Origin of the sequence: Streptomyces sp. WMMC940 (assembly GCF_027460265.1) — a bacterium.
Classification (GTDB): Bacteria; Actinomycetota; Actinomycetes; order Streptomycetales; family Streptomycetaceae; genus Streptomyces.
In genome coordinates this window covers 5,518,373-5,531,208 of the sequence record NZ_JAPZBC010000001.1, presented here as the reverse complement: position 1 = coordinate 5,531,208, position 12,836 = coordinate 5,518,373, and the positions used below count along the sequence as shown (strand labels likewise).

7 protein-coding genes and 1 pseudogene are annotated in these 12,836 nt (G+C 65.6%); all 8 read right to left on the bottom strand.

Features of this window, described 5'->3' with window-relative positions; genetic code table 11:
* Positions 1 to 93: 93 nt before the first annotated feature.
* Complete coding sequence (metG, locus tag O7595_RS24405) at positions 94 to 1,818, bottom strand: methionine--tRNA ligase (RefSeq protein WP_269730755.1); 1,725 nt, start codon at positions 1,816 to 1,818, stop codon at positions 94 to 96.
* A gap of 439 nt (positions 1,819 to 2,257) precedes the next feature.
* Positions 2,258 to 3,511: a tyrosine-type recombinase/integrase gene (locus O7595_RS24400; protein ID WP_269730754.1), complete on the bottom strand. Its 1,254-nt coding sequence runs from the start codon at positions 3,509 to 3,511 to the stop codon at positions 2,258 to 2,260.
* 127 nt (positions 3,512 to 3,638) lie between these two features.
* Complete coding sequence (locus tag O7595_RS24395) at positions 3,639 to 3,917, bottom strand: helix-turn-helix domain-containing protein (protein WP_269730753.1); 279 nt, start codon at positions 3,915 to 3,917, stop codon at positions 3,639 to 3,641.
* A 917-nt stretch (positions 3,918 to 4,834) separates the two neighbouring features.
* Positions 4,835 to 7,237 (bottom strand): annotated as a pseudogene (locus O7595_RS33955) (UvrD-helicase domain-containing protein).
* 53 nt (positions 7,238 to 7,290) lie between these two features.
* Positions 7,291 to 9,948 carry a hypothetical protein gene (locus O7595_RS24385; protein WP_269730752.1) on the bottom strand — a complete coding sequence of 886 codons (2,658 nt, stop codon included), beginning with the start codon at positions 9,946 to 9,948 and terminating at the stop codon, positions 7,291 to 7,293.
* A gap of 163 nt (positions 9,949 to 10,111) precedes the next feature.
* Positions 10,112 to 10,576, bottom strand: a complete 465-nt coding sequence (locus tag O7595_RS24380; protein WP_269730751.1) for a DNA phosphorothioation-associated protein 4 — start codon at positions 10,574 to 10,576, stop codon at positions 10,112 to 10,114.
* A complete protein-coding gene (locus tag O7595_RS24375; RefSeq protein WP_269730750.1) occupies positions 10,576 to 12,633 on the bottom strand; it encodes an AAA family ATPase in 2,058 nt (685 codons plus the stop codon). Before O7595_RS24375 ends, O7595_RS24380 begins: the two co-directional genes overlap by 1 nt.
* Positions 12,630 to 12,794, bottom strand: a complete 165-nt coding sequence (locus O7595_RS24370; protein ID WP_190152738.1) for a hypothetical protein — start codon at positions 12,792 to 12,794, stop codon at positions 12,630 to 12,632. Before O7595_RS24370 ends, O7595_RS24375 begins: the two co-directional genes overlap by 4 nt.
* Positions 12,795 to 12,836: the final 42 nt, after the last annotated feature.

Genomic DNA, 12,836 nt, shown 5'->3' with positions numbered 1-12,836 from the left:
GGTGTTCGGGCGGTTGCCCAGCGGCGGTCTCTGAGGCCGGCACAGGGACCTCGCCGCAGCCGAGGCCGCCCGGTGCGGGTGCGAGAAGCGCGGTCAGGCGGTGTCGGCACCACCGAAGCGGTCGCGGTAGGACGCCAGGTCCTCCTCCGTGATCTTCGCGAAGAGCACCGGGGGGACGGTGAACGCCGTACCCGCCGGAACGGTGTCCAGCGCCTTGGCCTGCTCGGGTGTCACCCAGGTCGCGATGTCGTTCTCCAGCGCGAAGGCGCCGCGCATGGCGGTGGCCGTGGCCGGAATGAACGGCTCGGAGACGACCGCGTACAGGTGGATCAGGTTCATCGCCGTACGCAGGGTCAGCGCGGCGCCGTCCGGGTCGGTCTTGATCTCCAACCAGGGGGCCTTCTCCTCCAGGTAGGAGTTGCCCGCGGACCACAGGGCGCGCAGCGCGGCCGCCGCCTTGCGGAACTGCAGGGCCTCCATCTGCTCCTCGTACTCGGCGAGCAGCCGGGCGATCTCCTCGCCCAGCCCGGCCTCCGCCTCGCCGGCTGCCTGCCCGGCCGGGACCTCGTCGCCGAACCGCTTCCGGGAGAAGGACAGCACGCGGTTGACGAAGTTGCCGAGGGTGTCGGCCAGGTCCTTGTTGACGGTGGCGGTGAAGTGCTCCCAGGTGAAGGAGGAGTCGTCGGACTCGGGCGCGTTGGCGATCAGGAAGTAGCGCCAGTAGTCGCCGGGGAGGATCTCCAGGGCGGCGTCCGTGAAGACGCCGCGCTTCTGGGAGGTGGAGAACTTGCCGCCGTAGTACGTCAGCCAGTTGAAGCCCTTGACGACGTCGACCTTCTTCCACGGCTCGCGCACGCCGAGCTCGGTGGCCGGGAACATCACCGTGTGGAAGGGGACGTTGTCCTTGGCCATGAACTGGGTGTAGCGGACGGTGTCGTCGGCGTCGTACCACCACGACTTCCAGTCACGGGTCTCGCCGTCGGCGGCGGCGTCCGCCCATTCCTTCGTCGCGCCGATGTACTCGATCGGGGCGTCGAACCAGACGTAGAAGACCTTGCCCTCGGCCGCGAGCTCCGGCCAGGTGTCGGCCGGGACCGGAACGCCCCAGTCCAGGTCGCGGGTGATGGCGCGGTCGTTCAGCCCCTCGGTCAGCCACTTGCGGGCGATGGCCGTGGACAGGTGGGGCCACTCGTCGCTGACGAGATCGATCCACGCTTCGACCTCGTGCTGGAGCTTGGACTGCAGCAGGAAGAGGTGCTTGGTCTCGCGGACCTCCAGCTCGGTGGAGCCGCTGATCGCCGAGCGCGGGTCGATCAGGTCGGTCGGGTCCAGGACACGGGTGCAGTTCTCGCACTGGTCACCGCGGGCCTTGTCGTACCCGCAGTGCGGGCAGGTGCCCTCGACATACCGGTCCGGCAGGAAGCGGCCGTCGACCGGCGAGTACACCTGGCGGATCGCGCGCTCCTCGATGAAGCCGTTCTCGTTGAGTTTGCGCGCGAAGTGCTGGGTGATCTCGACGTTCTGCTGCGACGAGCTGCGCCCGAAGTAGTCGAAGGCCAGCTCGAACCCGTCGTACACCGCCTTCTGCGCGTCATGGGCCTGCGCGCAGAACTCCGCAACCGGAAGCCCCTGCTCCTTGGCGGCCAGTTCGGCCGGCGTGCCGTGCTCGTCGGTGGCGCAGATGTAGAGCACGTCGTGACCGCGCCGGCGGAGGTACCGGGAGTACACATCCGCCGGAAGCATCGACCCGACCATGTTGCCCAGGTGCTTGATCCCGTTGATGTAGGGAAGCGCGCTGGTGACCAGGTGTCGAGCCATCCTCGGATGCTCCATTTCGTACGTACGGCGCCAGCGAACGGTGTCGCGGCGGGCCCGGGTCGGGAGGCTGCAGCCGACGCGATCACTCGGGTCGCACGGACACGTCACGCACGGCGACAGGTGGGGCTGCAGACCATCGTCATCGTATCGAACCGGGAGAGCGCCCTCCCGTGGGCTTTCGGGCCTGCTGGGCGGATCTGAAAAGGCACTCGGCCGCCCCGAGACAGGCGGCCAAGCAAGTCTCGGGGCGGCCGAGGCGGCCCCCATCCTAGTGCCGCGTCAGGCAGGGTCTGCCCGTAAAGGAGCGGTGTCCGGTGCACGGCAGACGAGTCGGGCTGTACGCCGGGTTCTGTTCCGCTTAGGGAGCGATCACGCTCTGACCTGCATGTTTGTGGGGTTCTGGCGGGCTGTTTCGCCCTCTGGGACTTCTCAGGGACTTTCAGCCGAGGTCCGTGAACCAGGCCTCGATGGCGGACAGTCCCCGCGCGCCAGCCTGCGGCATGAAGTGCGTGTACGTCCGGAGCGTGAACGCTGGGTCGGAGTGCCCCATCCACTTCGCGAGCGAGACGATCGACTCACCGGCTTCGAGCATCACCGAGGCGTACGTATGGCGCAAGACGTGGAAGCCATGCTCGCGGCTCGGCTCCCATACACGCGACGGCTTCTCGCCCGGCTGCCGCTCGGGCAGCGGCGGGATGACTCCCACCTCGGCGAGCGCGGGCTTCCAGGCCTTGGTGTTCCAGGTGGTGCGGTTGATCGCGCCGCGCCGCCCGGTGTACACGAGCAACGGGACGGTCACCTTGCGTCGGTCGTCGCGTGCGAGGTCGGGCTCCTCGGGGTCCAGCCACGGCAGGGTGACGTCGATCGGTTCGAAGTGTTCCTGGTGGGTGAGGAGCCGCTTCGCGAGCACCTTCGGCAGCGGCACATCGCGTTCCTTGCCGCCTTTGGGCGGACCGAAGTACAGCCGCGACTTGTACATGAGGATCTGCCGTTCCACGTGGACGAAGTCGCCACGGATATCACCTGGGCTGAAGCCGAACGTCTCACCCTGTCGGAGTCCGCATCCGACGCCGAGGTCGAGCGCGATCCGGTAGCGGTCGGCCAGCGCCTCCCGTACAGCGTCGACACGGTCCTGCTCCCAGGCACGAGCCTTGCGCTCCGGCTTCTTCGGTGGCTTGATCGAGCTGTTGCCCTTGCACGGGTTGCGGTACAGCCGCTTGTCCTCGACCGCCGCCTGCATGATCGCCTTGAGGTACACCCAGGCGACATAAGCCGTGCTCGATGCCACCGCCCTCTGTACGTCGGCCGACCACTTGCGCAGTTCCGCGACGCCGATGTCCTTGAGGGCCAGCTCGCCGAGCTGTGGCAGCACCTGCCCCCAGATCCGGTGCCTCATGCTTTCCAGCGTCTGGGCGGGATGCACCTGGGAGGGCCACCAGTGCTTCTCAACGTACTCACGTAGGCTGATCGCACCATCTCGCGCGTCGACGAAATCCCCTCGACGTGTGTCGGTCTGCGCCTCGGCCAGCCAGGCCTTGGCGTCCGCGACCGTGTCGAACGAACGGTCACGGACTCCCGGTATCCCCTTCACGCGGTAGCGCGTGCACTTGCCCCACAGCGCAGTGCGTTCGCGCTTGCCCGTCTCCTTGTTCGGCCGCTTCTTGAGCCATCGGTCCTCTATGTAACCCGCCATGCGCATCTTCTCCTTGGCCTGGACATGGTTCTCTCGGCGCAACCTGCGTCGCGATCAGACACACAGACGATCTCCGTGCGCATGAAATTCCGAGTGCTGCCGAAGTCCTCGAAACCGTTCTGCCAGGTCAAGCAGCCCGACGCCGCTCGCGCTGCTGCTGCGCCTTGTTCAGCGGGTTGAGAGCCGGGTTCGACCGCGAGTCCGCATGCTGCTGCTCGTTGAGCCACGCATCGAGCAGGTCCCGGCGGTACATGACCCTCCCACCAGGCCCCATCCGGAAGCTGGGCGGCCCTTGCCGACGGTGGCGCCAGACGTAGAGGGTGTTCACCGAGATGCCCATGTACGTCGCAGCGTTCTGAACATTCAGGAACGCAGCCTCAACGGCAGGCTTAGGTTGGTTACGCATCGCGTGTCTCCGAAGTAAGCGCTGCCGAAGCAGCGGTCGTTCCGTCCTCCCGCCTACCGCGCGGCGAAGCCGCACGGATAACTGCTGGCGAGCAGGATCAGAATCCGGAGAATCAGCGGTTTGGTGCAGCTGCCCTGTCGTGATAGCGCTAGGTGGACGATCATCGTCTGCTGACGTTCGAGGCCTCGGGACTTGCGCTGCCAGAGGTACGTTCCGGCTCACCGAGGCCGCTCAGTCCGTCTCGGTACTGAACCGCGGCCAGAGTCCACTGCTGAACTCAGCGATGCTCCCGGGCGGGAGAAGGCCCTGGGCAGCTTCCTATGACCTGGGCATTCGCTAGAGCCGTCTCCAGGGTGCAAATCCGAGACCTACGCATTACGAGACCGTGAGCGTTCGTGTTGCGTGGTGCCGGGTCGTGCTGCTGAGTGACGTTCTGCCTGATCAGAGCACCTGGGGCGAGTTGATCTGTGCCAGCTCCTATTACGTCGTCCAAAGGCGTCCGGCCACCGGCTGGCCACCGAAACGGGCACTGTAGGTGACAAGGAGCCGGATCGCCGGGGTTGTCGGCCATATACAACCCCTCCTGACGGCGGTCGCCTGCTCCCAGCGAATCGCTCCGGAGGAAGTCTTTCCAGCGTAACCGGTGCCGATCACCCTGCTGGGTTGTGGTGGCGTCCCGCCGGGTGGTGTAGCCGATCAAGGTGCCGGAATCCGCAGGCCAAGGACGACGGCTCCGTCGGTCCAGGGGTTCAACTCGTCTCAGCAGGGCGCCTTGTGGGCTGCCGCCTCTGCGGAGATCATCAGCGGCCTCGTAACCGAACGCTCAACGCTTGATCCCATACACCACGACGCGGGACGCGACCTGGGTTGTTCCCTCGACCGGTCGGTCAACGACTGGCCGTCGCCGACGCAAGGGATCATCGATTGGCTATCGCACCGCTCGACGCCGCCCGGCGGTGCTCTGTGTGCCCAGCCATGCCCGGGGCTCCCGAGGCTGGCTCCAGCAGAAACGGACTCGGATCACCGTGCCAGGTGATGGTAAGGGCATCACGGGCGCGAGTGGCAGCAACGAACAGCATCGAGCGGGCCTTGCGCAACTCCCGGCGGTAGCGTGTCGGATCCTCGGTGCGGTACCGGTCGATCGAGTCCATGCGCGGGACGAGCCTGTCGCTGGCGCCCACGATGACGAGGCGCTGGTACTCCAACCCTTTGAAGCGGGGCGTAGTCCCCACGTGGATCTCGCCGTCACCGCGAGGGCCGTCCGAGGTCAGCTGGGCGTAGCCGAGGCCCGCTTTCGTGGCGAGGTGATAGATCACTTGGCTCACCTTGTCTCGGTCGGGGACCGCTACGGCGATCAGACCGCGGAAGTCGCGTGCCGCACCGCTTTCATCGGTGGCAAGCTCGTCGCGCCAGGCACGCAAAGTGGAAGCGAGGCCGTCGAGTTCCTCTTCCCAGGTGGTGTAGCCGGAAAGCTAGGGGGCAGGCCCGTGCAGAACGGAGCGGTAGCCCGACAGTGTGTCGGTTCCGTCGTCGAGGTCGTCATATGTCTCGCCGGACATGACCGTCAGGGCACGAGCGAGGATCTCCTTCGTGGTGCGGTAGCTCAGGGACAGTCGGGCGGAGCGGCCCCTGACGTTGATTCCGAGAGAGCCGAGGGAGACATGGTTGTCGTAGACCCGTTGGTGCGTGTCGCCGGCCATGAACATGTCGTTGTCGCCGGGGGCGACCATGGCTCGCAGCATCTTCCAGTGTGCCGCGCGCAGGTCCTGTGCCTCGTCGACGACGATGTGCTTGTAGCGGTACTTCAGGTCGCTCAGTGATGCCTCGGCGTCGCGGTGGATCAGGTCGCGACCGCCGACCTGATCCTTGTACGCCTGACGGGCCTGGATACGCGCGGCGCGCTCCATCTCGTAGCGGGCGGCGCGTTCGACGGCTTGGCCCCAGGTCTCGATGTCCTTCTTGTCGAGGCGGGCGGTGAACTCGTCGAGGATCTTCCAGACGGCGGCTCGTTCGGGGCGAGTGAGCGGGCGTCCACGACCGGCTCGGCGCGTCTGGAAATAGGCGGTGCGCGTGGCCACGGACTGGCCGAGGATGACCTGCTCCCACTCCTCGATGAGGAACTCGGGTTCCCAGGATCCCTGCTGGCCGAGTTCGGCGAGCACAGTGCGCAGCTCGGCGAGGGCCGTGCGGTCATCGACGCGGCGCTTGACGCGGCCCGAGAGCGAGTTCTCGCTGACGACCTTGTAGGCGAGTTCGTCGACGTGGGCGATCTCCACGCGGGCGAGGAGATCAGGGTCCCCGATGAGATCGGTGAGGCGAGCCCGCAGCTCAGCCGTGAGGTTCTTGGTGAAAGTTGTCAGCAGGATGGGCTTGTCCCGGCCCGGCTTCAACTGCTGTACGAGGTGGTGGATCCGATGCAGGGCGACGATGGTCTTGCCGGTGCCAGGGCCGCCGGAAACGCGGGCGGGGCCGTTGTAGTCGCGGTCGACCAGTCGAGCCTGGGTGGGGTGGAGGAACACCTACCATGCCTGGAAATCGCCGTCTTCCAGGACTTTCTGCAGGGCGTCATCGATGGTGGTGACGGTGGTGCGGGCGAGGGCGGCGCCGAAGTCTCCGAGGTCGATCTGGTCGGTTGAGGCAACCGCAGCAGTGATCTCGGCACGTACTTCGTCCGGACTCATTCCGGCGGCCAGGCCGTACAGGACGTCCTGGGACAGCAGCGGTGCCCCCGCTACCAGGCGGTCGAGGTCGGCAGTGTCGGTGAGGGTGAGCGCGAGGTCGATGAGGGGTTCAGCGACGCCAAGTTCGCGGAGCAGCTGCCGGGAATGCCCGACAAGCAGCGGATTTGCCGGGGCAGTCGGCTCGGCGTCGGGCTGTGCATCCGGTCCGGAGGCGGGGGCGGCCTCGGCCTCTGCGGCGGTGGTCGCGTCAGGTTCGGCCGGGACGAGTTGGATGCCGGCGCGGCGCAGGGCGCTTTCGCCGACGACGGAGAGGTCGACGAACTCGATCTCTCCGGAGACGCGGTTGATGGCGACGGATAGTTGCTCGTAGACGTCTCGCCGGTGTCGAACCGCGATGACCAGCCAACTCTCATCCCCCGTCTCGTCCGTCCCGGTGCGGGTGAGCAAGGCGCGGTAGGAGTCGTCAATCCGAGCGGAGAATATTTGTGAGTCGCCCTTGAGCGCCTTCAGCTGCAGGCCATTGCTGTGCGGGTTCTCCCGGAATCGGTGGGAAAAATCGTAGAACTTGGCCTTCACCGAGCGGTCGAGCTTGTAGAGCTCTTGCTCGGCTTTCTGGTACAGGCTGAGCCGGGCAGTCATCAGGTGGCGCCTTCCAGGTCGTCGATGGGATTACATGGCGTGCTGGCGCCTCTTCAGCCGCTGGCAACCGCGTCCGGGAGCAGGACGAGCAGCTCGTCGAACTGGGCAAGCCAGTCGACGGCGCTGCGGATGGTCCAGCCTGCGGCCCGGTAGGCGGCGTCCCGGTGCTCAGCTTCTGGGTCGGTGCGGCCGTCTTGCGCTGCGGGGACGACGGCGACCTTGGCGGTGTCCTGATCCCAGGCGAAGTCGGCTTGCCAGCCGCCTTCGCCGAGCTCGAAACCGAAGACTGGGGCTATCTTGCCCCGGTTGGCGACTGCCTGGGCGAGGCGAATCAGGTCGGCTTCGCTGCCCTCGTCGAGCAGTGGGATGACCTCTTCGTCCCACGCTGGGTCCCGAAACTCAGCCTCGGCGGGCTGCTTGGCCGCATTCTCCGTGTTGCCTGTTGGCTGCGGATCGGGCGCACTGTGCTGGGGAGTCGGCACGCTGCAGAGCTCTCCTGCGGGCGTTTCCGGGACTCTCAACTCTTCATCCAACGCGGCTGTACCGATGAGCCCGGGCTCGTACTGCTCGCTCAATAGTTCCAGGATGTCCTTGTCGCCTCGAATTCGAAGGTGCGCGAGCACGTCATCCATGGTCGTCGCGTCTGCGAGACCAATGCGTCGGCCCAGAACGGCGGGCATGTCCTTCTCCGTGACCTGGCCGGACAGGGCCATGAGTCGTAGGGCTAGCTGCGTGTCCGTGAGGTTGAGTTCCGGTTCGTCGGCCAGGCGCAGTGCCTTGAGGCGACCGTCCTTTGCCGCCACGAAGACGTGGTCCCCCTCGACCGCATCCATGCGCTCGAGCAGGGGGCGGATTGAACCGCAGCTGGGCTGGTTGCGCCAGACGAGTTGGATGTAACCGACGTCGTGGGACAGTTCCAATCGACCGCCGGGAGCGAGGCCCAGGTGCGCGGCGAAGCCGGCCGGGATGGTGAACCCAGATCCGCGCAGGTGTTCGCCGTTCACGTCGAGTCGGTACCACCAGGTGCCTTGGCCGGTTTGGAAACAGCGCCGGGTCTGTGCGACGTCGCGTCGCGGCTGGTAATCGGCCGCGCCGGTCTCGGTGGAGGCCGCTACGCGGATCCAGCCTCGCTTGAAACGCTCGAATTCCGGAGCGGCGAGATAGGCACGCACGGACTTGTCAGAAACGTCGAACTGCGAGCAGAGCGAGGTGACGATGTCCTCGGACTTGGCTTCGCCACCCACGGATTCGAGTTCCCGGATGATCATCTCTCGGATGCCGAGGTACTCGACACCGCCCCAACGCCGCAGACCGTACAGATCCCGGTCGCGCCGCATGAAGCGGTCGTCGGTCTGAATCTGATTGCGCAGACTGGCGAGCGCCGTTCCGTCGTTCAGGCGTGCCAGAAGGTCCTCCATCGCCAGAGGGCACCCGACGAGCATGAGAACCGCTTCGGCCCGGTCGTTGACAGAACGGCCCCAAGGCAGCAGGTGCCCTTCGGTGACGCGGAAGCCCTTGACCGCCAGTAGCCACTCTTCCGCGGCTGCCTCGCGAATGCCAAGGTGCCCTAGCAGCTCCACAACCTCGGCCCAGACCGGGGCCGACTCACCGCAGCGACGTGTCAGCTCTGCCCGCGTCTGTTCGATGCGCTCGTCGAGATCGCCCTCCACCAGCCAGCCACTCGTCCAGGTGCGGTCGGGAAGCAGCGAGGCAATGAGCTGCCAGAGAGGAAGGCCGAGAGCGGGGACGGCGAGTTCGTGGACCGGATGGAGCTCGCGTAGTTCGGTCTCGGTGGCTACAAGTCCAAGAAGTTCCTGGACAGCGAGGAGGTGGCCGAGGAACGGCTGACCGGCGCCTGAGTGGAGCCACAGCTGGACCTTCTTCTCCAGCTCGACCTGGATCTGCCGGGCTCTCTCCCGGCTCACCCCGAACTGCTCGCCGAGGGTCTCCAAGGAGATCCGGTTCTGGCCGAAGGTACGTCCTGCCGCAACGGACAGCTGACGTTCGCCCCAGTCGTTGATGAGACTCTCGAGCGCGTCGAGCGGCTCCTCCAACAGTGCCGACTCTGCTGCCGGACCGGCGTTCCCACCAGGCGTCGCTTCGCTCTGCTCATCTGCGTCCCGGGCGGAGGCGCTGCTCTCCTCTTCTGGGTGTTCCTGTGCCCAAGCTCGCAGGGTGTCAACGGCGGCGCGGATAGCGGGCGGGGCGTCGGCTGGGAGCAGGCGTACCAGCATGTCTGTGAGAGCGCGGACGTCCAGGTCTGGCTCTGCGGCCGATTCGTCACGGGAAGCGGCGGCGATAGGTTCCATCAGGTTCCGCCCACCGATGACGAAAGGGCGAAGGAGCAGTCGGACGAGCCCCGCGATTGCCTCAACACCTTCCTCGGCGCCTGCGTCCGACGCCGCTTGCTCGATCGTCACCTGCAAGTCGGTTTCCTGGCCCTCCGGGCAGAAGCACAGGTTGGGGAGCGCCACGCCGAGCGTCAGGTGCGGCCAGTAGGCGCACAGGGCCTGTGCAGCGCGGTGGGCCACTTCCTCCACGCTGATGGTGGCCGTGACGTCGGTGAGCGACGTGTCGTTCCACCACATGCCAGGCAGGCGGGAGTCTTCCAGCAACGGGCCCAATTGCCGTGAATCACCCCAGCGCAGGGCCGGCAGCAGGTCGACGAGCGCTATACAGAAGGGGGACTTAGATTCGATCGGGCCAGTCACGTGAGGATCCACATCTCGTGCATTCGGGCGTGTTTCAGGTCAACGGTTGCCAACCAGCTGGGGCCAGAGCGCGGACCGTGGCTCTGTGAGCTGCGAAGACCTCCAGCTCAACACCAGTAGGCGCGCTGCGGGCGCCCGACGGGCTGCCCGCAGCGGCTCTCTGCTACCACTCCAGGGCGTCCAGCATGTCCTTGACGGGGTCGCCGTCCTGGTCAGCCGCCGGTGTGAGCGCATCCAGCACGAGCGAACTGACGATCGCGACAAGGTCCCGGCTGCCCCGAGCGTTGATCTCTCCCTGGAGGCAGTGCAGCCCACCGTTGGCGTATTCCTCGAAGATCCTCAATCGGTCGGCAAGCCGGTCGTCACCCAGGATCTTCGCATCGTCGGGGACCTCGGCAGCGGCGATCAGGTCGATGAGCACATCGCCGTAGGGCCGGTTCTCAACGAGGGCGTAGCGGATCATTTCACCCGACTTCTCGAACGGGACACGCCGTTCCTTCCTGCGGCCGAGAGCGGCGGCGAACAACAGCGCCTCGTAGTTGGCTCGGAAGGGACCGTCCTTGCCAGTGAGGAGGGCCAGCAACTGCTCGTGTTCGGCAGGGCGACGGAACCGGATCTCAACGGCCATCAGGCAGTCACCTCTTCAAGGACGGTGTGGTTGAACTCGCCGTGTGAGACGTAGGGGAACTCACGGCCGTGGATGGTGATGCTGTCCTCGTCGGCGTCCGAGTTCGTGGTGTATGAACGCAGCACATACATGCGCGACGCGGCCTGCCCGAGGTGTTCCAGCACCATGCCGCGGGACTGGGACTTCGACAGCAGGGTGACGATCTGGGACGTCAGCTTCGGCAGCGACTCGGCGATGTCGTTCTGGTACGCCACATCGAGGTTCCCGAACGGAGCGTCCATGACGACGGGATACACTCCGCCACCCCCCAGGACAGCGTCTGTGGCCTTCTGCTTGCGGTCGTATGTCTCCTTCGTCAATTCGGAGACGGCGCCAACGAACGACAGGCCCAGGATCTGGTTCTCACCGGTACTGCGGGCCGCCGCGACACCCGCCGAGTGATTGACGAGTTCAAGGGCGAAGGACGTGGTCAGGCTGGGCGTGAAGGGCCTGATACAAATTCGTCCGAAGACGCTCTTGACCTTAGCATCGAGCTGCTGGCGGACCTCCTCGGTCTTCACTGCCAAGATCCTCTGGAATGCGTCGAGGACTTCGTCGACCAGCAAGACCTGACGCTGGATTCGCTTGGACTCCTCGTCCTGCACACGCGCCGAGTGGAACTGCCGCCGCACCTTTTCAATCTGCTCGTCCAGCTCCGTCAGCTGTGACTGGGCTTCCCGGTGCTGTTGCAGCGCGTCCAGGCGCTTTCGGTCGAACTCCTTGCGCCGCTCCTCCAGGCGCTGCACGTCCATCACGTCGACACCCTCAAGCTCGCGGGCGATGTCGCTCGTCTCAGCGTCGATCTGCTTGATCGACGCTTCGATGTCCTCGATGTCGGCGACGCACTCACGCAGTTTCGCGAGCAGATCAGCACGGGCCAGCGTGAGATCGGCGGTCTTGCCGCGCAGGTACATCCAACGGCTCTCGACATCAGCGAGTCCTGCGTTGTAGCGGCGTTCTTCCAACGCTATGCGTGCTTCAGAGCCCTCGGGCAGGTCACGCCCGCACATGCACAGCCCGTCCTCGAGCAGGCCGTCAATGTAGTCACGCTGGATGCCCGCAGGCAGTTCTCGGCGCTTGCGCATACCTTCGGCCAGGTCCAGCACCGTGCTGTCGATGCCGCCAGTGAACGCCAGGAAGCTGTTCTTGGCCAGGAGGTCCCGCTTTCGCTCCTGGCGCTCGATGCGCTTGGCCACCAGTTCATCGAGTCGGAACTTGAGTTTGGCCCGCTGGCGCTGCAGAGGAGCGGCCTTACCGTTGGCCAGAAGTGCTCGGTTCGCCGCCTCGACTTCGCGCTCATAGCCGGCAGCGTTTTCCGAGAGCTGGAGCAGTTCCTTGTGCACGTCGATCTTCTGCTGCTCCAGCCGGTCCTGCTCGGCGGTCAGCGCCTGCAGCCGCCCGTCGCCGTTGCTACCCACCTGACGGCTCAGCTTGCGGGAGGCGGCCGGCAGGTGGGTACCGATCGCACGTTCGATCTCTTCCAGACCCATCAAGGTCTTGATCGCCTGCTGGACCTCATCTGTACGGTCACCGGTGAACATTCGCTCCATGCGTTCACCGTTGAAGAAGAAGAACTGGCGCAGGCCCTCGGGGAGAATCTTCTGAATACGGTCCTGACCATTCTGGACCGTTGTGCTGGCTCCATGCTCCGATTGGGTGACAGTGAGCTTCGGGGTCAGTGCGCTCTGCTCGTCGGCGTTCTTGGTTGTGGTGACCGCGCGGTGCACGGTGAAGTTCAGCCCCTCGTGCTCGAACTCAAGTTTCACCGAAGCGCTGACCAGTCCGCCGAAGGGGGTCTGCGCCCACGCGTGGTCGTTGATCACACGCTCTTGGCGCTCCACATCGTCGGAGAAAGTGCCGTACAAGGCCCACGTGAAAGCATTGAGCAGGGTTGTCTTGCCCGCACCGTTCATGCCGAAGATAAGGACAGCGGGCTTGTCCTCTGAAACCTCAAGATCGAGCTTCTGAGCGCCGTGGAAGACACGGAAGTTTTCCAACGTGAGCTTGAGCAGTTTCATTTGGCCAGCTCCTTGGCGGCACGGACGATCTCATCGGTGAGCAGGGTTGGGTTCTTGACATGCAGGTGCTCACGTTCGAGTTGCCACACCTTCGCCACAAGCTTCCTGGCCTCTGGCGACAGGCCGTCCATGATGTCCTTCAAGCTCTCCGTCGTTCCCATGACCTCTCTCCACACTTCGGGCTGTACTGGCGTTGCTCACAT

Excerpts from the sequence above, each read along its gene's own strand:
- O7595_RS24375 (WP_269730750.1), bottom strand. The coding sequence starts at position 12,633 with ATGAAACTGCTCAAGCTCACGTTGGAAAACTTCCGTGTCTTCCACGGC.
- O7595_RS24370 (WP_190152738.1), bottom strand. The coding sequence starts at position 12,794 with ATGGGAACGACGGAGAGCTTGAAGGACATCATGGACGGCCTGTCGCCA.
- metG (WP_269730755.1), bottom strand. The coding sequence starts at position 1,818 with ATGGCTCGACACCTGGTCACCAGCGCGCTTCCCTACATCAACGGGATC.
- O7595_RS24380 (WP_269730751.1), bottom strand. The coding sequence starts at position 10,576 with ATGGCCGTTGAGATCCGGTTCCGTCGCCCTGCCGAACACGAGCAGTTG.
- O7595_RS24400 (WP_269730754.1), bottom strand. The coding sequence starts at position 3,511 with ATGGCGGGTTACATAGAGGACCGATGGCTCAAGAAGCGGCCGAACAAG.
- O7595_RS24395 (WP_269730753.1), bottom strand. The coding sequence starts at position 3,917 with ATGCGTAACCAACCTAAGCCTGCCGTTGAGGCTGCGTTCCTGAATGTT.